This is a genomic window from Klebsiella sp. GN_Kp190 (genome assembly GCF_040061795.1).
GTDB lineage: Bacteria > Pseudomonadota > Gammaproteobacteria > Enterobacterales > Enterobacteriaceae > Klebsiella > Klebsiella michiganensis.
Window position 1 is genome coordinate 30,414 of sequence record NZ_JBEAFN010000029.1, and the last position, 20,377, is coordinate 50,790.

General features: G+C 59.7%; 18 protein-coding genes. 11 read left to right on the forward strand and 7 right to left on the reverse strand.

Annotated features, from left to right (window positions below; all coding sequences use genetic code 11):
• Positions 1 to 163: 163 nt before the first annotated feature.
• Complete coding sequence (locus ABLU67_RS17935; protein ID WP_009653569.1) at positions 164 to 466, forward strand: DUF2755 family protein; 303 nt, start codon at positions 164 to 166, stop codon at positions 464 to 466.
• Here the strand turns inward: ABLU67_RS17935 and ABLU67_RS17940 are convergent.
• The 3 genes from ABLU67_RS17940 to ABLU67_RS17950 all read right to left on the reverse strand — a co-directional run bounded on the left by ABLU67_RS17940 (position 463) and on the right by ABLU67_RS17950 (position 3,438).
• The gene (locus ABLU67_RS17940; RefSeq protein ID WP_224225734.1) at positions 463 to 1,569 is read right to left on the reverse strand and encodes a DUF1615 domain-containing protein; all 1,107 of its coding nucleotides are present in this window, start codon (positions 1,567 to 1,569) and stop codon (positions 463 to 465) included. The genes ABLU67_RS17935 and ABLU67_RS17940 overlap by 4 nt on opposite strands.
• Before the next feature lie 18 nt (positions 1,570 to 1,587).
• Positions 1,588 to 2,808 carry a peptide antibiotic transporter SbmA gene (sbmA, locus tag ABLU67_RS17945; RefSeq protein WP_025107199.1) on the reverse strand — a complete coding sequence of 407 codons (1,221 nt, stop codon included), beginning with the start codon at positions 2,806 to 2,808 and terminating at the stop codon, positions 1,588 to 1,590.
• Between the two features lie 117 nt (positions 2,809 to 2,925).
• Positions 2,926 to 3,438 carry an isochorismatase family protein gene (locus tag ABLU67_RS17950; protein ID WP_160741885.1) on the reverse strand — a complete coding sequence of 171 codons (513 nt, stop codon included), beginning with the start codon at positions 3,436 to 3,438 and terminating at the stop codon, positions 2,926 to 2,928.
• A gap of 220 nt (positions 3,439 to 3,658) precedes the next feature.
• On the opposite strand from ABLU67_RS17950, the gene ampH reads away from it, so the two are divergent.
• The 4 genes from ampH to ABLU67_RS17970 all read left to right on the forward strand — a co-directional run bounded on the left by ampH (position 3,659) and on the right by ABLU67_RS17970 (position 8,552).
• Complete coding sequence (gene ampH, locus ABLU67_RS17955; RefSeq protein ID WP_014837555.1) at positions 3,659 to 4,819, forward strand: D-alanyl-D-alanine-carboxypeptidase/endopeptidase AmpH; 1,161 nt, start codon at positions 3,659 to 3,661, stop codon at positions 4,817 to 4,819.
• Between the two features lie 106 nt (positions 4,820 to 4,925).
• Positions 4,926 to 5,900: a porphobilinogen synthase gene (hemB, locus tag ABLU67_RS17960; protein ID WP_004848143.1), complete on the forward strand. Its 975-nt coding sequence runs from the start codon at positions 4,926 to 4,928 to the stop codon at positions 5,898 to 5,900.
• Positions 5,901 to 6,115: 215 nt separating this feature from the next.
• Entirely contained in the window at positions 6,116 to 6,607 is a 492-nt protein-coding gene (locus ABLU67_RS17965) for a transposase (protein ID WP_032748194.1), read from the forward strand.
• A gap of 226 nt (positions 6,608 to 6,833) precedes the next feature.
• On the forward strand, positions 6,834 to 8,552 hold the full coding sequence (locus ABLU67_RS17970) for a lysophospholipid acyltransferase family protein (RefSeq protein WP_014228127.1): 1,719 nt from the start codon (positions 6,834 to 6,836) through the stop codon (positions 8,550 to 8,552).
• Between the two features lie 196 nt (positions 8,553 to 8,748).
• Here the strand turns inward: ABLU67_RS17970 and tauD are convergent, their stop codons facing one another.
• From tauD to tauA, 4 genes are read right to left on the reverse strand one after another with little or no spacing between them, the layout of a single operon-like run.
• A complete protein-coding gene (gene tauD / locus ABLU67_RS17975; protein WP_032694131.1) occupies positions 8,749 to 9,600 on the reverse strand; it encodes a taurine dioxygenase in 852 nt (283 codons plus the stop codon).
• A complete protein-coding gene (gene tauC, locus ABLU67_RS17980) occupies positions 9,597 to 10,424 on the reverse strand; it encodes a taurine ABC transporter permease TauC (protein ID WP_032694130.1) in 828 nt (275 codons plus the stop codon). Before tauC ends, tauD begins: the two co-directional genes overlap by 4 nt.
• A complete protein-coding gene (tauB, locus tag ABLU67_RS17985) occupies positions 10,421 to 11,188 on the reverse strand; it encodes a taurine ABC transporter ATP-binding subunit (RefSeq protein WP_004848135.1) in 768 nt (255 codons plus the stop codon). Before tauB ends, tauC begins: the two co-directional genes overlap by 4 nt.
• Positions 11,189 to 11,199: 11 nt before the next feature.
• A complete protein-coding gene (gene tauA / locus ABLU67_RS17990; RefSeq protein WP_004848133.1) occupies positions 11,200 to 12,162 on the reverse strand; it encodes a taurine ABC transporter substrate-binding protein in 963 nt (320 codons plus the stop codon).
• Between the two features lie 341 nt (positions 12,163 to 12,503).
• Between tauA and ABLU67_RS17995 the strand changes: the two genes are divergently transcribed.
• The 6 genes from ABLU67_RS17995 (at position 12,504) to fbpC (ending at position 20,291) form a co-directional block, all read left to right on the forward strand.
• Positions 12,504 to 13,133 carry a response regulator transcription factor gene (locus ABLU67_RS17995; protein WP_064358642.1) on the forward strand — a complete coding sequence of 210 codons (630 nt, stop codon included), beginning with the start codon at positions 12,504 to 12,506 and terminating at the stop codon, positions 13,131 to 13,133.
• Positions 13,133 to 14,674: an MASE1 domain-containing protein gene (locus ABLU67_RS18000; protein ID WP_025107205.1), complete on the forward strand. Its 1,542-nt coding sequence runs from the start codon at positions 13,133 to 13,135 to the stop codon at positions 14,672 to 14,674. Before ABLU67_RS17995 ends, ABLU67_RS18000 begins: the two co-directional genes overlap by 1 nt.
• A gap of 60 nt (positions 14,675 to 14,734) precedes the next feature.
• Complete coding sequence (gene uhpC, locus ABLU67_RS18005; RefSeq protein ID WP_223852531.1) at positions 14,735 to 16,054, forward strand: MFS transporter family glucose-6-phosphate receptor UhpC; 1,320 nt, start codon at positions 14,735 to 14,737, stop codon at positions 16,052 to 16,054.
• The gene (locus ABLU67_RS18010; RefSeq protein WP_025107206.1) at positions 16,054 to 17,085 is read left to right on the forward strand and encodes an ABC transporter substrate-binding protein; all 1,032 of its coding nucleotides are present in this window, start codon (positions 16,054 to 16,056) and stop codon (positions 17,083 to 17,085) included. The genes uhpC and ABLU67_RS18010 overlap by 1 nt, the downstream gene beginning before the upstream one ends.
• A 69-nt stretch (positions 17,086 to 17,154) precedes the next feature.
• Positions 17,155 to 19,233, forward strand: a complete 2,079-nt coding sequence (locus tag ABLU67_RS18015) for an iron ABC transporter permease (RefSeq protein WP_049083018.1) — start codon at positions 17,155 to 17,157, stop codon at positions 19,231 to 19,233.
• A gap of 11 nt (positions 19,234 to 19,244) precedes the next feature.
• The gene (gene fbpC / locus ABLU67_RS18020; RefSeq protein ID WP_025107208.1) at positions 19,245 to 20,291 is read left to right on the forward strand and encodes a ferric ABC transporter ATP-binding protein; all 1,047 of its coding nucleotides are present in this window, start codon (positions 19,245 to 19,247) and stop codon (positions 20,289 to 20,291) included.
• Positions 20,292 to 20,377: the final 86 nt, after the last annotated feature.

A 20,377-nucleotide genomic window follows, 5' to 3' on the forward strand; every position in this document is an offset into this window, starting at 1 on the left:
TAAATTTCACAAATTTGTAGCAAACTCACAACCCGATGAAATCAGGAATATTCCTGGGCGGAAATTACCAGCAATCTGATACTGAAATCCCCCCTTCGTTGCCAGAATTACCCTCTACGTCGCCGTGGAAAAAACGGCAAGAAAGTGAAGTACGGAGGTCAAGATGGCAGAGTTCACCTTTGCAAAGACCGTCAACGGCGGCAAAAAGAGGGGCTCTCTCACCGGCAGCAACATCGCTTACGCTCTGTTTGTGCTGTTTTGCTTCTGGGCCGGTGCGCAAATGCTGAGTATGCTGATCCACGCGCCCGGCGTTTTTGAGCATCTGATTCAAATGCAGGACAGCAGCCGCCCGCGGGTCGAGATTAGCCTGGTGGTCGGTACCCTGTTCGGCCTGATTCCCTTCCTGGCGGGCTGCGTGCTCATTGGTATTCCTGGGCTGATATTCCGCTGGCGCAGCCGCCGCTAACGGCGCGCCATACAGCTGGCCCGCCGGTCGTCAACGCGTTTGGCAAACCAGGCGGTCGTCAGGTTACGGGTGATTTTCGGGCTCTCAAGCTGAATGCCCGGCAGCACCTCCCGCGGGAGCGTTTTGCCGGCTTTCTTATCGGCAATGCGAAACACCTGCTTATAGAGATCGCTCTCTTCAAACGCCAGGGTATCGCCCTTCTTTAACTGACGATGGATATCATCATCGCTCATTGCCAGCTGTGAGGATAACCGGCGCACCGCCAGTTCGGTGGTTCCGGCCTCGTCGCTATCGTAGCGAATCAAATCGCCATCCAGCGCCAGCTTCACGCCCGTCGCTTTAGAGACGGCGTTCTGGAAGGCGGCGTTACGGCTGGCGTACCATCCGGCGTTGAAATCGGCAAAACGGTACAGCGGCACGCTGTAGTTCGCCGGATAGTTCAACAGATGATAGGTGCCGAACCACAGACCGCCGCGCAGGCTGAACACCTCCTGGCGCACGGTACCGTCGATTTTCCACGGGTAGCCGTCGGTATGCTGCTCGGCGAAGGCGATGCTGACCTGCATCGGGCCGCCGGTATGCACCGGGTTCAGCGAGCCGAACAGCTTCTGCCCCATCGGCACCATGCCGATAAAATCATCGAAAATCGCGCTCAGCTGCTTTTCGGTTTTCACGCTATCGAGGCGTTCGCTATAGCTTTTGCCGTTGGGCGATTTGATTTTCAGCGCGGTATGCACCAGAAAAACCGGGATATGCATTTTCTCCGCCCGGCGGTCAATCTCCTGCCAGGCGATTTTATTCAGCCCCGGCACCGCCGGGTCGGCCTGATAGTTGGACTCCTGCTGCGCCACCGCCAGCACCGAACAGACGTTCTCTTCCGTCGGCGCCAGCTTCTGGCTGGCAAAGGTTTTGGCGATGGCCTGCGCCCAGGCCTCGCGATCTTTCACGCTGGCGGGCATTTTCTGCCGCACCACCGCGGCAACATCAATCGCCTTTTCGCCCTTTTTCAGCTCCGGCTCCGGCTTGCTGGAGCAGGCGGTGAGGACAATCCCTGCCAGTAGCGTCAGGGTGAGAGAAGTGATTCTGGATTGCGCTACCGGCATGGTTCATCCTTGCGTTGATCAACTTAATGTTTGCGTCACGGTCTGCAGCTCTTTGCCATCCAGCTCGCGCTCGAAGCTGCGCAGACGTTTGTAGATAGACATCAGCTCAACCAGTGTAGTCCATGAGCTAATCAGATACTGGAACGAACCGCGAACCTGGCCAAAGACGTTGGTGATCTGGGTCATCAGGCCCAGCGTAATCGTACCGGCAACAATCGACGGAAACAGCAGGAACAAACCGAAAACGTTATCCACCTGCAGATAAAGAATACGGGCGATATTGAAATACATGTAGTGGAAATAGAGGCGGAAATAGTTGCGGCGCACGGCGCCAAACAGCTCACGCACCGTCGGCGGCGTCGCGCGGTTGGCGTCATCTTCGCCGTACACCAGCTCTTTACGATAGGCGGCCTCAACGCGCTGGTTTTTGAACTCCAGGCCGGGCAGCTTGATCCCCACCACCGCCAGCAGGCCGGTACCCATTAACGACCAGATGATAGCGGCAATCACCAGGCCGTAAGGCAGGTGGCCGACAATCGGTAAATCCGGGACGTGCGCGGAGAGCGTCACCAGCACCGGCAGGAAGGCGATAAGGGTCATCACCGCGTTAAGGAAGCTGACGCCCATGCTCTCCAGGGTGGAAGCAAAGCGCATGGTATCTTCCTGCACACGCTGCGCGGCGCCTTCGATATGGCGCAGATGCTGCCAGTGCGCCATATAGTGTTCGTTCATGGCGGTACGCCAGCGGAAAACGTAGTGGCTGACGAAGAAGTTGTTCATCACCCCGATGACCACCGCGATTAGCGCGATGCCGAGAAAGATGCCAATTTCCTGATAAAACTGGTTAATGCTGACCTTATGCGGCGTCGCCAGCGCGGCCTGAATAAGATCGTAGAACGGGGCGTACCAGGCGTTTATCGCCACCCCGACCTCGACCAGAAACCAGGTGACGAAAATAATCAGCGAGGTGCCGAGGATCGACCAGTACTGCCAGCGGTGGGGGCTGTAAATAAACCAAAAGAGGGCGAAAACGCCCACGCAGAATACGTAGAACGCGTAGAACACCAGGTAGTTGAGCGACCAAAAGCGCGCCGCGCTAATCGCCACATCCTGAGATGCGCCGGTGACCCGCAGCAGCCAGTCGCCGCCGCCCGCCTGCCAAAAGATCACCGCCAGCAGCGACCAGATAAAGGCAGAAATAAAAAACGGCCCCGGTTTGGGGAAAAAGGATTTAAACATCATGCTCTCCTGCTAACTTCTTTTTCGTTTTGCTGTGCTGTGTACCACAAAGACGCCCGCCGCAAAGCCGTCGCAGCGAAGCAAAGTGGGCGGATGATGAGACCGGATATCAGCAGCTTAGTTCGCCGACCATCCGTTCAGAATTGTTTCTGTCGATTTCACCTGTAAAGGATTGCCCGGAACGGTCAGCGTACGCCACACCTCGTTGTAGTGGGCGATCAGCGTGACGGCCTGCGCCGCCGGGCGGTTGGCTGTGGTATGGGCATCTTCAGCGACGGTAATCGCATAGCCCCGGCTGGCGCCGTTTTTGATGGTGGTATCTACGCAGTAGTCGGTGGCGCAGCCGCAAATCACAAACTGCGTGATGTGATGTTCGCGCAGCACCTCTTCCAGGCGGGTGCGGTAGAAGGCGTCGCAGGCGGTCTTGGTCACGAACAACGCGCCTGCCGGCTGGTGCAGTTCAGGCAGCAAAGCAAAACCTTCGCTCCCCTCTTCCAGACCGCCCTCTTCGCAGTGCTGAATGAAGATAACGGTATCCGCGGCGTTTATCAGGCGGTTAATTTGCGCCGCGCAGCGCTCGCGTTCAATACGCGGCGTCGCGAAAACGCCGTTTTGCATATCCACTACCATCACTACCCGTTTCGCCGCCATCGTCTCTTGCCACCCATGTTTAGCCAAAACGAATATCATACGCGCCCGCAGGCGAAAGCCGCTATCCGAAAGCAAAAAAAGGATTTTTTACGCCAGGTTACGTTTTTCCGCACAGAATGGCGTTATTAGCGCTTTGCTCGGCGGCGCTTCGTAGTATAAATACGCTCTATATTTTTCTTCACCATGATGGATGCCCCCGTTGAAACGTAGTCTGCTCATTTTTGCTGCGCTGTGCGCGGCGTCGTTGACATCGGCCCAGGCCGCGCAGCCGAGCGTCGACCCGGAATTCGCTGCGGATGTTGTCGACCGTTACGCTAACCATATCTACTACGGCAGCGGCGCGATCGGCATGGCGCTGGTGGTTATCGATGGTAACCAGCGCGTATTCCGCAGCTTCGGCGAGACGCGCCCGGGCAATAATGAGCACCCGCAGCTCGATTCGGTGATTCGCATCGCCTCCCTGAGCAAGCTGATGACCAGCGAAATGCTGGTCAAACTTCTCGACCAGGGCGTGGTGAAGCTCAACGATCCGCTGAGCAAATACGCCCCGCCGGGCGCGCGCGTGCCGACATATCAGGGAGCGCCCATTACGCTGGTGAATCTGGCGACCCATACCAGCGCCCTGCCGCGCGAGCAGCCAGGGGGCGCGGCGCATCGTCCGGTGTTCGTCTGGCCAACGCGCCAGCAGCGCTGGAACTGGCTCTCCACGGCAACGTTAAAAGCCGCGCCGGGTTCCCAGGCCGCCTATTCCAATCTGGCGTTCGATTTACTGGCCGATGCGCTCTCTACCGCCGCGGGCAAGCCCTGGCCGCAGCTGTTTGAAGAGCAGATTACCCGTCCGCTGGGGATGAAAGACACCACCTTTACGCCTTCGCCCGATCAGTGCCGGCGCCTGATGATCCCGGAGAAAGGGGCCAGCCCGTGCAACAATACGCTGGCGGCCATCGGCAGCGGCGGCGTTTACTCCACGCCTGGCGATATGATGCGCTGGATGCAGCAGTTCCTCTCTTCCGATTTCTTCACCCGCGGGCAGCAGGCGGACCGGATGCAGACGCTCATTTATCAACGCAGCCAGCTGACGAGGGTGATCGGGATGGACGTGCCGGGCAAAGCCGATGCGCTGGGTCTCGGCTGGGTCTACATGAAGCCGAAAAACGGCCAGCCGGGCATTATTCAGAAGACCGGCGGCGGCGGCGGTTTTATCACTTACATGGCGATGAACCCGCAGGCTAACGTCGGCGCCTTCGTGGTGGTCACCCGCTCTTCATTGACGCGTTTCAACAACATGAGCGATGGCGTCAACGAGCTGGTCAGCGAATTAAGCGGCGACCGCCCCGGGATTGAGACCGCCAGCCAGTAACCTGTTGGGATGTTTTGCCGACGATAGATAAGGATCGTTTTGGCGAAACATCCCGCCGCCAATTGAGGTAAACTCGCTTTTTTCATTTCACAAAATCAGGCAAACCATGACAGATTTAATCACTCGCCCGCGCCGACTGCGCAAGTCCGCTTCGCTACGTGCCATGTTTGAAGAGACAACACTGAGTTTGAACGACCTGGTGTTGCCGATCTTTGTTGAAGAAGAAATCGACGATTACAAAGCCATCGAAGCGATGCCCGGCGTGATGCGTATTCCGGAAAGACACCTGGCGCGCGAAATCGAGCGCATTGCCAACGCCGGTATCCGTTCGGTGATGACCTTCGGGATTTCCCATCATACCGATGCCGTTGGCAGCGATACCTGGAACGAAAACGGCCTGGTGGCGCGCATGTCCCGCATCTGTAAAGAGGCGGTGCCGGAGATGATCGTGATGTCCGACACCTGTTTCTGCGAATACACCTCCCACGGCCATTGCGGCGTGCTGTGCGACCACGGTGTCGATAACGATTTAACCCTTACCAACCTCGGTAAGCAGGCGGTGGTCGCCGCTGCCGCAGGCGCGGATTTTATCGCCCCGTCCGCCGCGATGGACGGCCAGGTGCAGGCCATTCGCCAGGCGCTGGACGCCGCCGGATTTACCGATACGGCGATTATGTCCTACTCCACCAAGTTCGCTTCATCGTTCTATGGTCCGTTCCGCGAAGCCGCGGGTACCGCGCTGAAAGGCGATCGTAAAACCTATCAGATGAGCCCGATGAACCGCCGCGAAGCGATTCGCGAATCGCTGCTGGACGAAGCCCAGGGCGCCGACTGCCTGATGGTCAAACCGGCCGGTCCCTATCTCGATATCCTGCGCGATCTGCGCGAGCGCACCAACCTGCCGCTCGGCGCGTACCAGGTGAGCGGTGAATACGCGATGATTAAGTTCGCCGCCCAGGCCGGCGCTATCGATGAAGAGAAAGTGGTGCTGGAAAGCCTCGGCGCAATCAAGCGCGCCGGCGCGGATCTGATCTTCAGCTACTTCGCCCTAGATCTCGCCGAAAAGAAAATCCTGCGTTAATTCGGCTATTACCGTTCCCCGGTCGCGGCTGACGCCTTACCGGGGCTACAAACCTGCTCCGGTAGCCCGGGTAAGGCGTCAGCCGCAACCCGGGGAATTCCTCTGCTGCAGAAAGTTGCGAGACTCTTTCCACCATTATCTTTGGATTCTTGCCAGACTGTTACCCCGACTCTATCCTGCCGCTTAAGACGCTATCTTTTGCAAAGGAGCGCTGCATGGTGGCCTACCGTCGTTATTACCTGAAGGGTGGAACCTGGTTTTTTACAGTTAATTTGCGAAACCGAAAAAGCAGACTTCTGACCGAGCACATCGGTACTTTACGTCACGCCATCCTCACCATCAAACGGCGAAAACCCTTTTACATTGATGCATGGGTTATCCTTCCTGAACATCTTCATTGCATCTGGACATTACCCGGAGACGATAGCGATTTCTCCGCCAGATGGCGGGACATAAAAGGTTGCTTTAGCAAAGCATTAAAACAAGAAAATGTCTGGCAACCGCGTTTCTGGGAACATGCAATCCGCGATGAAGAAGACTACCGCCGGCATATCGATTACACCTACATTAATCCTGTAAAACACGGTTGGGTACGACAGGTTTGTGATTGGCCTTTTTCAACCTTTCACCGGGATGTACGCCGCGGGTTATATCCCGATAATTGGGGTGGCGAAATTCACGATTTTTTGTGCGGCGAACGCCAGTAAACCCCCGGTCGCGCTACGCTTACCGGGGCTACGATCTGCTCCGGTTGCCGGGTTCATTGCCAGGCTTCCCCCGGTCGCGCTGCGCTTACCGGGGCTACAATCTGCTCCGGTAGCCCGGGTAAGGCGCCAGCCGCAACCCGGGGAAATATCCCAAATCTTCACTCAACTGTAATCTGAGCGACATCTGCGCCTTCTACTGTCTGGGCAGGACGGAGGAGGTGCCGCTATGTTTAGTCTCGACAATGTCATCGATGACCTGTGGCCTCAGGCAAAGCCAGCGCTCTGGCAGAAAAAGGTGCTGAAAAAGCTCCTGCATGAGGAAGAGTTTCAGCAGTTTGCCGCGCGTCATCATCACCTGAAAGGACTGGATACGGTCGAACAGGTGCTCGAACATCTTAATATCCGCTGCGCTATCCCGGCGCACGATCTCGAACAAATCCCCGAACATGGCCCGCTGGTCATTATCGCCAACCACCCCACCGGTACGCTTGACGGCCTGGCCCTGCTCTACGCGGTGTCCCGCGTGCGCCGCGACGTCAAAGTAGTCACCAACCGCATGCTGACCCACCTTGAACCGCTGAGCTCGCTGTTTATTCCGGTCGATAATATCAACGGCCGAACCGCCAAAGCGGCGCTGCAGCAGATGGACCAGCAGCTGCAAAACGGCGGCGTGCTGATTTTCTTCCCGGCGGGTGAAGTTTCACGCCTCACCCGGCGCGGTATTCGCGATAAAAAATGGCACTCCGGATTTATTAAGCTGGCGGCGAAATATCGCGCCCCGCTGCTGCCGGCGTGGATCCGCGCGCGCAACAGCGCGCTGTTTTACGCCAGCACGCTGATTTCCGATAGCCTGCCGCTGCTGCTGCTGATGCAGCAAATGTTTCGCCGCCGCAACGGCAGCCTGCCGGTTAATTTCGGCCAACAGATTGCCTGGTCAAGCTGGTTCGATCCTCAGCGCTCTGTTCGCGAGCTGACCGAACGCTGCTATCGCCACCTGGAGCTGCTGGCAAAAGGGCAGCCCGGCGTATTTAAAAGCGAAAGCGCTATTGCCCGACCTGAAGACCGCGCCCTGCTCAAGCGCGAACTGGGACGGGCGGAAACGCTGGGGCGCACGGCGGATGGCAAAGTGATTTATCTCTGGCAGCGCCGCGGCCAGGAAGATGCGCCGGTGCTGCGCGAACTGGGCCGCCTGCGGGAAATCGCCTTCCGCGCGGTGGGCGAAGGCAGCGGCAAACGTCGCGACGTTGACGGTTACGACGACGACTATCTGCATCTGATTCTGTGGGATGAAGAAGACCTGGAAATCGTCGGCGCTTACCGCTTTATGCCGACCGCGATGCAGCTGGAAAAGCGCGGCCTGAACGGCGTCTATAGCTACAGCCTGTTCCATTACGACGCGCGCATGGACGATATTCTGCAGCACGGAATTGAGCTGGGGCGCAGCTTTATCCAGCCGCGCTACTGGGGCCGCCGCGGACTGGACTACCTGTGGTCCGGCATCGGCGCGTATCTGGCGCGCTATCCGCACTATCGCTATCTGTTCGGCCCGGTGTCGATTTCCGGCGGGCTGCCGCCGTCGGCGCGCGATCTGCTGGTCGCGTTCTATCGACTGTGGTTCCCGGCGACGCATCCGCTGGCGGAGTCGCGCCGCCCTTATCCGGCCTCGCTGCCCGATGTGCTGGCGCAGTTTGGCGGAGAAGATTACAACGACGATCTGGCGCGGCTGAAGTCCCTGCTCGGCAACCTCGGCTGCGCGATCCCGCCGCTGTATAAGCAGTACTCGGAAGTTTGCGAGCCGGGCGGCGTACAGTTTATCGATTTCGGCAGCGACCCGGATTTCAACAACTGCGTGGATGGTCTGGTGCTGGTGGACTTGACCTACCTGAAGGCGAACCGCTATCAGCGCTATATTGGGGTACATCTGGACGCGCAAAAATCGGCATAAAAGCCTTTTCCCGGAGGCGGCGCGTTTATCGTAGGTTGTTTCCCGGCTTGCGGCGCATTGCGCCTTAGCCGGGCTACGGGTTTACAGCTTTCTGCGGACCGATAGCCCGGACAAGGCGCGTTAAGTGCCGCCTCCGGGAAGCCACGTGCAATACCGCTTCCGCTTTTCTCCGCGGCGCGCGACCGGGCTACAAGCATTACCCCGCCCGATAATAGGGTTTATCCCCGAGAATCGTCGCCCGGTGCATAATGCGCCGCTGCGGCAGGTAATCGGCGTTGGCGTAGTGCTGGGTGACGCGGTTATCCCAAATGGCCACGTCGTTCGGCTGCCAGCGCCAGCGCACCTGGAAGTCCGGTTTAGTAACATGAGCAAACAGGAAGCCGAGCAGCGCCTCGCTCTCTTTCTCCGTGACGTCGACGATGCGGGTGGTAAAGCCCTCATTGACAAACAGCGCCTGCTTCCCGGTCACCGGATGGGTGCGCACCACCGGATGCAGCAGCGGCGGATTTTTCGCGACCGCCTCCAGCCAGCGCTGATGCTCCTCTTCGCTTTTGCGGTATTTGTACTCCTGAAACGATTTGCGAAAATCATGCTCCGCGCGCAGGCCGCTTAACAGCTGGCGCAAAGGCGCGGAGAGCGCCTCATAGGCCGCAATGCCGCTGGTCCACAGGGTGTCGCCGCCGGTTGACGGCAGCTCTTTTGCCGCGAGGATCGCCCCGGCGGGCGGCGTCTCTATAAAGGTGACATCGGTGTGCCAGTTATCGTTATCTGGCGGGTTATCGTCGTGGGTATCGAGCACGATAATCTCATCCACGCCGGGCGCGTGCGGATAGACCGGATGAATATGCAGGTCGCCAAAGCGCAGGGCGAGATCCCGCTGCTGCTCGGGAGTGATGTTTTGCTCGCGCAGGAACACCACCTGGTGACGCAGCACCGCGTGATACAGCTGCTCAAACTGGTTGTCGCTCAGCGGACGGGTAATGTCGACACCGGATACCTGCGCGCCAATATACGGCCCCAGCGGGGTAATGCTTAAACGTTCGCTCATTGTACTTCTCCATGCCAGGGCGTCAGGCGACGCTGCAGCGCGCGCAGCCCCAGTTCCAGTAAAAAGGCGATGATGGCAATCACCGCGATCCCGGCCAGCACCACGTCGGTGGCGAGGAACTCACCGGCGGACTGCACCATAAAACCTAACCCGCGGGTGGCGGCAATCAGCTCCGCGGCCACCAGCGTCGACCAGCCCACGCCGAGCCCAATGCGCAGGCCGGTGAGGATCTCCGGCAGCGCGCCGGGCAGGATCACCAGCCACAGCACCTGCGCCCGGCTGGCCCCTAAAGATTGCGCGGCGCGAATGCGCACCTGCTGGGCGCTCTTAACCCCCGCCAGCGCCGACATCGCCACCGGCGCGAATATCGCCAGGTAGATCAGCAGGATCTTCGAGGTCTCGCCGATGCCGAACCAGATCACCATCAGCGGTAAATAGGCCAGCGGCGGCACCGGGCGATAAAGCTCGATCAGCGGGTCGAGGATCCCGCGTACCGTGGGGCTCAGCCCCATGGCGATCCCCACCGGCACGCCGAGCAGTACCGCCGCCAGCAGCGCGATAACGATACGCGTCAGGCTCGCCGCCAGGTGCTGCCAGAGGGTGGCGTCCATAAAACCCTGCGGACCGGCAATAGTGATAAGTTTCTGCAATACCTGTCCCGGCGGCGGCAGAAACAGCGGACTAATCAGCTGCAGGGCGGCAACGGCCCACCAGATAGCCAGCAGTACCGCCAGGGTCGCCACGCTCAGGCTGAGCTGACGCGAGAGCGGCCAGCGCCACTTCAGCCCCCGCTGACGCGGTTTGTCATTGATGACCACGCTCATGAGAAAGCCTCCCGTTGTTCAAATACCCGGCTGAGGACGTATTCGCGCTGTTCGATAAACCGCGGGTCCGATTTAATGCTGCGGCAGGATTCACCGGCGACGAAGCGGCGGCCAAAATCGAGCGGCAGCCGTTCGAGCACCCGGCCCGGCCCCGGCGAGAGTAGTACCAGTTCGGTGGCCATAAACACCGCCTCTTCGATATCGTGGGTAATCAGCAGCACCTTCTTACCGGTCTCATGCCACAGGCTGAGCAACAGGGTTTGCATCTGCTCGCGGGTAAAGGCATCCAGCGCGCCAAACGGTTCATCAAGCAGCAGCAGCTGCGGGTTGGCCGCCAGCGCGCGGGCAATGCCTACCCGCTGGCGCTGGCCGCCGGAGAGCTGCCAGATAAAGCGCTTTTCCGCTCCCTCAAGGCCCACTTTTTTCAGCATCTGCGCGGCGGTTGCCCGGCGCTGCGTTTTGTCGACCCCGGCCAGCTGCAGCCCGAGCGCGACGTTATCCTGCACGTTGCGCCACGGCAGCAGCCCTTCGTGCTGAAACACCACGCCGCGATCGGCGCCCGGCCCTTCAACCCGCTGGCCTTCAAGGGTGATGCTGCCGTGCTGATAAGGCACGAATCCGGCAATCAGGTTCAGCAGCGTGGTTTTACCGCAGCCGGAGGGCCCCAGGACCACCAGCAGTTCGCCGCTGTCCAGCGTCAGGTTGATATCCGCCAGCGCCGGTTTACCGCCGTAATCGGCGGAAAGATGCGAGATTTGCAGCATCATGACCTCCTTTACTTCACAAAACGGTCGGTGACGTACTGGCTGTAGTCGCTACCGGCGGCGGGCACTTTGCCCTGCTCTTTCAGGAATTTAGCGGTGTCGATGATGGCTTTATTCACCGGCCCGTTCAGCTCCTGCGCCTGCTGGGCGGCGGTCAGGTAGGTATTGCCTTTCACCAGCCCCGGCACGTCGGCTTCCGGTACGCCGCTTAAGCGCGCCAGCTTGCTGATGTTCTCCGGCTGCTTCAGCCACTCATCCGGGTTGGCGATATAGGGCTGCTGCGCGTCAATGGCGCTTTTGGCGAAGGCTTTGACGATGTCAGGATGCTTTTCGGCAAAGTCTTTGCGTACCACCCACACGTCCAGCGTCGGCGCGCCCCACTCGCCCACCTGCGACGAGTCGGTGAGAACCGTGCCGTCTTTTTCCAGCGCGTTAACCGCCGGCGCCCAGACGTAGGCGCCGTCAATGTCGCCACGCTGCCAGGCGGCAATAATCGCCGGCGGCTGCAGGTTGAGGATCTGCACCTGCCCCGGTTTAATCCCCCAGTGCTTCAGCGCCGACAGCAGGCTGTAGTGAGTCGTAGAGATAAATGGCACGGCGATGCGTTTGCCGATCAGGTCCTGCGGTTTGGTGATGCTCTTCTTCACTACCAGCGCTTCGGAGTTACCGAGCTTTGAGGCCAGCAGAAAGACTTCAATCGGCACCTGCTGGGTGGCGGCGACCGCCAGCGGGCTGGAGCCGAGGTTGCCGATCTGCACGTCGCCGGAAGCCAGCGCCCGCACGATGCTCGCGCCGCTGTCAAACTTGCGCCAGTCGACGGTCGCCCCGCTTGCTTTGGCGAAGGTGTTGTCCGCCTGGGCGACTTTCGCCGGCTCGGCGGAGGTCTGATACGCCACGGTAACGTTGACCGCCTGGGCCTGGAACGCCGCCAGCGCCAGCGCGGCAATGAGTGTGATACGCGATGAAAAAACCATGTTGTCTGCTCCCCTGTCTTGTTATGGGGGCAGTATTTCGTTGCGCCTGAATTTGATAAAGGAATTAAAACATCTTGCTAAGAACAAAGCGTTTTTAGAAAAAAAGCGGCAATGCTTATACACAAAATCATTCATGCTGCATCGAGGCGGCAAGGTTGTTCGTCCCCGGGAGCTGACATAAGTCAGTGACCGGGGCGGGCAAACGAAGCCAACAAAGAGGCAGCTTGAAGGATGAAGTGTATTGCGATTTTGTTACATTCGTTGCATAACTGCGCCTGATTGATTGCCAGCGCAGCGGCGGCAGGCATCATAGAACCATGATGCGCTGAGAGAGAAGAAACATGATTCGAGTGGTGCTGGTCGATGACCATGTGGTGGTGCGTTCAGGCTTTGCGCAGTTACTCAGCCTCGAAGAAGATCTCGAGGTGGTTGGCCAGTTCAGCCGCGCGGCGGAAGCCTGGCCGGCGCTGCTGCGCGACGACGTCGACGTGGCGGTCATGGATATCGCCATGCCGGATGAGAACGGCCTGAGCCTGCTAAAGCGCCTGCGCGCGCAAAAGCCGCAGTTCCGCGCCATTATTCTCAGTATTTACGACACCCCCACCTTCGTGCAGAGCGCGCTCGATGCCGGTGCCAGCGGCTATCTGACCAAACGCTGCGGCCCGGAAGAGTTGGTCCAGGCGGTGCGTTCCGTCGGTATGGGCGGACACTACCTGTGCGCCGATGCGCTGCGGGCGCTGCGCGGCGGAGAGCAACCGGCGCAGGTGCTGGAAGTGCTCACCCCGCGTGAACGCGAAATCTTTGATTTGCTGGTTAAAGGCGACAGCGTCAAGGAGATCGCCTTTAAGCTCGAGCTCAGCCACAAAACGGTTCACGTCCATCGCGCCAACGTGCTGGGCAAACTACAGTGTCACAGCACCATTGATCTGGTCCATTTCGCCCTCGACCACCAGCTGCTGGCGGGTCATTAATGTCGCGCAGCCTTCGCCACAGCGTCATCTCGCTGTTCATCGTGCTGGCCTGGGGAAGCGGCTGGCTGATGCTGTGGACGCTCGGGTTTTACCTGACCCATAACGGCCAGCAGGCGGCGCTGTTCCTGCCGCACGGCGTCTATCTGGCGCTGCTGATCCTGCTTTCGCGCCGCTACTGGCCCGCGCTGGTGCTGCCTCCGGTGCTGATGCTGCTCTGGCTGCACGGCGAACAGCTGCTGAACGGCTATATTCTGCTGGCCGCGCCGTTGATCGGCCTGCTTCCCGCCGGCATCGCCCAACAGTTCTGGCACCGCTTTCCCCTTTACTGGCAGCGGCTGACGCTGCTGCTGGCGACGGTCACCGCCAGCGCGCTGCTCAACACCGCCCTGCTCTCGCCGTTTGTGAAAAGCCCGGCGATGATGCTCGGCCTGGCCTCGTTTACCGGCGGGGTGCTGCTGACGCCGTTTGTCTATCTGATTTTTGAATTCCTGCGCCAGCAGCACCGCTACCATCTACTGGGGCTGGATACCAATAATCCGCCGCTGCGCACCTCATTGATCATCTGGTGCAGCCTGTTCTTTATCATCGGCATCGGCACCCAGATGGTACTGTCGCCGGAAATCGAGCGCCTGCTGTTAATTGTGGTGTTTCTGCCCAACGTGGTGATGGCGTGGAAGTTCGGCTGGCAGGGCGGCGTCCTTTCCGGCCTGCTGGGCAGCATGATGATCACCATCGCCCGCCAGGTTGGCGTTGGATTCAGCAACCTGGTGGAGCTGGAGATTTTTCTGGCCACCCAGGCGCTGCTCGGCATCGGGCTGGGCATTGCCATCAGTCGCCAGCAGCACCTGGCGCAAAACCTGCACCACTATCGCCAGCGGCTGGAGGCGGAGCTGGCGGCCCGGCGGGCGCTGGCCGAAAAGCTGATCCATACCGAAGAGGATACGCGCAAAAGCCTGGCGCGCGAGCTGCACGACGAAATCGGCCAGAATATTACCGCCATTCAGATCCAGTCGCAGCTGGTGAAGCGGGCGCGCGATCCGGCGCAAACCCAGGCCGCCGCCAGCCAGATTAACGATCTCGCCCGGCGTATTCACCACTCCACCCGCCAGCTGCTGCGCCAGCTGCGCCCTCCGGCCCTCGATGAGCTGTCGTTTAAAGAGGCGCTGCACCATTTGCTCAATGAGTTTGCCTTTGCCGAGCGCGGTATCCGCTGCCGCTTTGACTACCGGCTCACCGCCACGCCGGAGAGCGAAACGGTGCGCTTCACCCTCTATCGGCTGCTGCAGGAGCTGCTTAATAACGTCTGTAAGCACGCCGACGCCAGCGAGGTCGCCATTGCCCTGTATCAGCAGGGGACGCTGCTGCGCCTGGAGGTGAAGGACAACGGTATCGGCATCAGCCCCGACAAAATGGCCGGCTTCGGCATTCAGGGCATGCGTGAGCGGGTCAGCGCCCTGGGCGGAGAGCTGACTCTGGAGTCGCAGCGCGGCACACGCGTAATTGTTAACTTGCCCACAAATTTGCAACAAACAGCCGGCTAACCAGGAAAAAGTCTTAGTCACTCCGGACTTTCTCTCATCCCCTTTCGATTTCACTTTCATATAGTCAGCAAAACGGAGACGGCTATGCGCTCAGCAACCGACATTAATCAACGTTACAGGACGCTGCGTCCGCAGCTGCTGATGTACATGGTCATCGGGTATGCGGCGTTTTACCTGACGCGCAAAAGCGTCAACTACGTTCTGCCAGCGCTGCAAACGGATCTGGGCCTGGATAAAGGCGATATCGGCCTGCTGGGGTCGCTGTTTTACCTGACCTACGGCCTGTCGAAGTTTACCGCCGGGCTGTGGCACGACAGCCACGGGCAGCGCTGGTTTATGGGCGCGGGCCTGTTCGCCACCGGTCTGCTGAACGTGGTGTTCGCCTTCGGCGAGTCGCTGACGTTGCTGCTGGCGGTCTGGACGCTGAACGGATTTTTTCAGGGCTGGGGCTGGCCTCCCTGCGCCCGCCTGCTAACCCACTGGTACTCGCGCAACGAACGCGGCTTCTGGTGGGGCTGCTGGAATATGTCGATCAACATCGGCGGGGCGATTATCCCGCTGATTAGCGCCTTTGCCGCCCACTGGTGGGGCTGGCAGGCGGCGATGCTGGCACCGGGGATGATCAGCATGGCATCAGGCATCTGGTTAACGCTGCACCTGAAAGGAACGCCCCGCGAAGAGGGATTGCCGTCGGTGGGCGCCTGGCGTAACGACCCGCTGGAGCTGCGCCAGGAGCGGCAAAGCCCGCCGATGGGGCTGTGGCAGATGCTGCGCACCACGATGCTGAAGAACCCGATGATCTGGCTGCTGGGCGTCTCTTATGTGCTGGTCTACCTGATCCGCATCGCGCTCAACGACTGGGGCAACATCTGGCTGACGGAGAGCCACGGCGTCAATCTGCTCAGCGCCAACGCCACGGTGATGCTGTTTGAAGCGGGCGGCCTGCTCGGCGCGCTGTTCGCCGGATGGGGCTCGGATCTGCTGTTCAGCGGCCAGCGGGCGCCGATGATTTTACTGTTCACGCTGGGGCTGATGGTCTCCGTCGCCGCGCTCTGGCTGGCGCCGGTACACCACTACGCGCTGCTGGCGGTGTGTTTCTTTACGGTGGGCTTCTTCGTTTTTGGCCCGCAAATGCTGATTGGCCTCGCGGCGGTGGAGTGCGGACACAAAGCGGCGGCGGGTTCCATCAGCGGATTTCTCGGCCTGTTCGCCTATCTGGGGGCAGCGCTGGCGGGCTGGCCTCTATCGCTGGTCATTGAACGCTACGGCTGGTCGGGGATGTTCAGTTTACTCTCGGTCGCCGCAGTTCTGATGGGTTTATTGCTGATGCCGCTGCTGATGGCGAGCATTACTACCTCTGCTGCTCAAAGGATAAAATAATGAAAAAAACGCTGGTCACTACCCTGATTGCTTCCGGCATTGCGCTGGCGACGTTAAGCGGCGCGGCGCACGCCAAAGGTCGTCTGGTGGTCTATTGCAGCGCCACCAACGAAATGTGTGAGGCGGAAACTAAAGCCTTCGGCGAAAAATATGACGTAAAAACCTCGTTTATTCGCAACGGCTCCGGCAGCACGCTGGCGAAGGTCGATGCCGAGAAGAAAAACCCGCAGGCGGATGTCTGGTACGGCGGCACCCTCGACCCGCAGTCCCAGGCCGGCGAAATGGGCCTGCTGCAGCCCTATAAATCGCCGAATCTTACGCAGGTGATGGAGCAGTTCCGCGATCCGGCGAAGCTGAAAGGCAACTACTCCTCGGCGGTGTACGTCGGCATTCTCGGCTTCGGCGTGAACACCCAGCGCCTGAAAGAGAAAAACCTGCCGGTGCCAAAATGCTGGAAGGATCTGACCAAACCGGAATACAAAGGCGAAATCCAGATTGCCGACCCGCAGAGCTCCGGCACCGCCTACACCGCGCTGGCGACCTTCGCCCAGCTGTGGGGAGACGATCAGGCTTTCGATTATCTTAAACAGCTCAACGCTAACGTCTCCCAGTACACGAAATCCGGTATCGCCCCGGCGCGCAACGCCGCCCGCGGTGAAACGGCCATCGGCATCGGCTTCCTGCACGACTATTCGCTGGAAAAAGAACAGGGCGCGCCGCTGGAGCTGATCTCGCCTTGCGAAGGCACCGGCTACGAAATTGGCGGCGTGAGCATTCTGAAGGGCGCGCGCAACCTCGACAACGCCAAACTGTTTGTCGACTGGGTGCTGTCGAAAGAGGCCCAGGAGCTGGCGTGGAAGAAAGGCAAGTCCTATCAGATCCTGACCAACACCAGCGCCGAAACTTCGCCGAACTCGCTGAAGCTCGACGACCTGAAGCTTATCAACTACGACATGGATAAATACGGCTCAACGGACGTGCGTAAAGCGCTCATCAATAAATGGGTTAGCGAAGTGAAGATGGGTAAATAAGCCCGCACTGCGTTCATTTGCCGGGTGGCGGCATCAACGCCCTACCCGGCCTACGACACCGGAAAACTTATGTCACACACACTTGCACTCCATCCCGTGAAAAAGCGGGATGCGATATTCCTTTGGGTTTTATTCGGCTGGCTGGCGTTCGCCCTGCTGCCGAGCTGGAGCCTGGATTACGGTCTGCTGGAGTCCACGCAAGATGAAATTCTCGCGGCCTACGGCTGGTCACAGTTCAATATCAGCTGGCTGTGGTATCTCCTGCCGAGCCTGCTGCTGATTCGTCCATGGCAGGAAGCCAGCCGGGAGCAGCGCAGCCGCCACTACCTCGACGCCGGCTGGGCGCTCCTCTGTATGGCGTTTATCGTCGTCAGCGCCACCGTGGAAGGCCGCGGGTTAGGCTACGCCACCCTCGTGCTGTTTGTCGCGCTGGGCGCCATCATGACCCTGGCGCTCACCCGCCTGGAATGGCTGGGCGGCGACCGCTTTGTGATTGGTTCGCTGGTCACCATCGTGGCGTTAATCGGCGTCTTTATCGTCTGGCCGAGCATCGCCATTTTCATCCCGATGTTCACCAACGACGCCGGCGAGTTTGCCCCGCTGGCGTTTATGGCCGTGCTGTCGCAGGCGCATATTGTCCAGGTGATCCTCAACTCCATCGCCCTGTCGATTGCGGTAGGCATCGGCTGCACCTTCTTTGGCCTGGTGCTGGCGATTTACACCACCCGCATCGCCCAGCGCAGCGCGATTATTGGCCGCATTTTCTCGATTCTGCCGATCGTCACCCCGCCGTTTGTCGTCGGCCTCGGCGTTACCCTGATGATGGGCCGTTCCGGCTACGTCACCGAGCTGATGGTCGACTGGTTCGGCTTAACCAACACCAACTGGCTGTACGGGTTTACCGGCATCTGGCTGGCGCAGGTGCTGGCGTTCACTCCGATGGCGTTTATGATCCTCGACGGCGCGATTAAAACCATTCATCCGTCGCTGGAGGAGGCGTCGTACACCCTGCGCGCCAGCCGCTGGCAAACCTTTAACGGCGTCTTCGTCCCGCTGCTGAAACCGGCGCTGGCGAACGCGTTTTTAATTGTCATCGTCCAGTCGCTGGCCGACTTCAGCAACCCGCTGGTGCTCGGCGGCAACTTCGACGTGCTGGCGACGCAAATCTACTTCTATATCACCGGTTCGCAGCTCGATTATCAGGCCGCCAGTACCCTCGGCGCGTTCCTGCTGCTGTTCTCGCTGCTGGTGTTCTGCATTCAGTATATGTGGATCGGCAAGCGCTCGTACGTCACGGTTTCCGGTAAGTCCTATCGCGGCGACGTGCAGCCGCTGCCGGTGACCCTGGTGTGGAGCGTGATCGCCATTCTGGCGGTGTGGATCGCCTTCAACGCCCTGCTCTACGGCAGCATTTTCTACGGCAGCTTTACCGTTAACTGGGGCGTGGACTACACCCTGACGCTGGATAACTTTATCAAGCTGTTCGGCCAGGGAATGAGCGACGGCGCCTGGCCTTCGCTGCTCGATACCCTGCTCTACGCCGGGATCGCCGCGCCGATCACCGCCGCCTTCGGCCTGCTGATCGCCTGGATCGTGGTGCGTCAGCAGTTTAAAGGCAAAAAGACCATCGAGTTCACCACCATGCTGTGCTTCGCGGTGCCGGGCACCGTGGCAGGCGTCTCCTATATTCTCGCCTTTAACAGCGCGCCGGTGTACCTCACCGGAACGGCGGCGATTGTGATTATCTCGATGGTGATGCGTAACGTGCCGGTGGGCATCCGGGCGGGCATTGCTGGTTTAGGCCAGATCGACAAATCGCTGGACGAAGCGTCGCTCAGCCTGCGCGCGGGTTCCCTGCGCACCATTACGCATATCCTGCTGCCGCTGCTGCGCCCGGCGATCCTCTCGGCGCTGATCTACAGCTTTGTGCGCGCCATTACCACCGTCAGCGCCATTGTGTTCCTCGTGACGCCGGACACCCGCGTCGCTACCGCCTATATCCTCAACCGGGTGGAAGACGGCGAATACGGCGTGGCGATCGCCTACGGATCGATTCTGATCGTAGTGATGCTGGCGATTATTTTTATCTTTGACTGGCTGATCGGGGAAGCGCGTATCTCCCGGTCAAAAGCCAAAAACCAGGCGTAATGGAGCGCACTATGAGTCAGAAAAATTTTGTTGAACTGCGCAACGTCACCAAGCGATTCGGCAGCAACACGGTTATCGACAATATCAATCTCACCATCCCGCAGGGGCAAATGGTGACCCTGCTCGGCCCTTCCGGCTGCGGTAAGACCACCATTCTGCGCCTGGTCGCCGGGCTGGAAAAACCGAGCGAAGGGCAGATTTTCATCGATGGCGAAGACGTGACCCATCGCTCCATTCAGCAGCGCGACATCTGTATGGTGTTTCAGTCTTACGCCCTGTTTCCGCATATGTCGCTGGGGGACAACGTCGGCTACGGTCTGAAGATGCTCGGCGCGTCGCGCAGCGATGTGAAAGCGCGGGTGAAGGAGGCGCTGGCGATGGTGGATCTGGAGGGCTTCGAAGACCGCTATGTCGATCAGATCTCCGGCGGCCAGCAGCAGCGCGTAGCGCTGGCGCGCGCCCTGATCCTCAAGCCAAAGGTGCTGCTGTTTGATGAGCCCTTAAGCAACCTCGACGCCAACCTGCGGCGCAGCATGCGCGATAAGATCCGCGAACTGCAAAAGCAGTTTGATATCACCTCGCTGTACGTGACCCACGATCAGAGTGAAGCCTTTGCGGTTTCCGATACCGTGCTGGTGATGAATAAGGGGCATATCATGCAGATCGGCTCGCCGCAGGATCTTTACCGCCAGCCCGCGTCGCGCTTTATGGCGAGCTTTATGGGCGATGCCAACCTGTTCCCGGCCGCCTTCAGCGAGGGGTTCGTCGATATTTATGGCTATCGGCTGCCGAGGCCGCCGCATTTTGCCGCCCACGGCGAGGGCAGCGTCGGCGTCCGCCCGGAGGCGATCACCCTGAGCGATCGCGGCGAGGAGAGCCAGCGCTGCACGATCCGCCACGTGGCCTATATGGGGCCGCAGTACGAGGTGACGGTAGAGTGGCACGGGCAGGAAATTTTGCTGCAGGTGAACGCGACGCGGCTGCAGCCGGACGTCGGCGAGCATTACTATCTCGAAATCCACCCGTACGGGATGTTTGTGTTAGCGGATGCCGGATGATTGATGCCGGGTAGCGCTTACGCTTACCCGGCCTACGATTCGTGCACGTTGTCGGCCGGGTAAGGCATCAGCCGCCACCCGGCGCA

Coding starts and splice junctions, on each gene's coding strand:
- ABLU67_RS17950 (WP_160741885.1), bottom strand. CDS start 3,438: ATGGTAGTGGATATGCAAAACGGCGTTTTCGCGACGCCGCGTATTGAA.
- sbmA (WP_025107199.1), bottom strand. CDS start 2,808: ATGTTTAAATCCTTTTTCCCCAAACCGGGGCCGTTTTTTATTTCTGCC.
- tauB (WP_004848135.1), bottom strand. CDS start 11,188: ATGCTGCAAATCTCGCATCTTTCCGCCGATTACGGCGGTAAACCGGCG.
- ABLU67_RS17965 (WP_032748194.1), top strand. CDS start 6,116: ATGGTGGCCTACCGTCGTTATTACCTGAAGGGTGGAACCTGGTTTTTT.
- fbpC (WP_025107208.1), top strand. CDS start 19,245: ATGAGTCAGAAAAATTTTGTTGAACTGCGCAACGTCACCAAGCGATTC.
- ABLU67_RS17970 (WP_014228127.1), top strand. CDS start 6,834: ATGTTTAGTCTCGACAATGTCATCGATGACCTGTGGCCTCAGGCAAAG.
- ABLU67_RS17940 (WP_224225734.1), bottom strand. CDS start 1,569: ATGCCGGTAGCGCAATCCAGAATCACTTCTCTCACCCTGACGCTACTG.
- ABLU67_RS17935 (WP_009653569.1), top strand. CDS start 164: ATGGCAGAGTTCACCTTTGCAAAGACCGTCAACGGCGGCAAAAAGAGG.
- ABLU67_RS18000 (WP_025107205.1), top strand. CDS start 13,133: ATGTCGCGCAGCCTTCGCCACAGCGTCATCTCGCTGTTCATCGTGCTG.
- ABLU67_RS18010 (WP_025107206.1), top strand. CDS start 16,054: ATGAAAAAAACGCTGGTCACTACCCTGATTGCTTCCGGCATTGCGCTG.
- hemB (WP_004848143.1), top strand. CDS start 4,926: ATGACAGATTTAATCACTCGCCCGCGCCGACTGCGCAAGTCCGCTTCG.
- tauD (WP_032694131.1), bottom strand. CDS start 9,600: ATGAGCGAACGTTTAAGCATTACCCCGCTGGGGCCGTATATTGGCGCG.
- ABLU67_RS18015 (WP_049083018.1), top strand. CDS start 17,155: ATGTCACACACACTTGCACTCCATCCCGTGAAAAAGCGGGATGCGATA.
- ABLU67_RS17995 (WP_064358642.1), top strand. CDS start 12,504: ATGATTCGAGTGGTGCTGGTCGATGACCATGTGGTGGTGCGTTCAGGC.
- tauA (WP_004848133.1), bottom strand. CDS start 12,162: ATGGTTTTTTCATCGCGTATCACACTCATTGCCGCGCTGGCGCTGGCG.
- tauC (WP_032694130.1), bottom strand. CDS start 10,424: ATGAGCGTGGTCATCAATGACAAACCGCGTCAGCGGGGGCTGAAGTGG.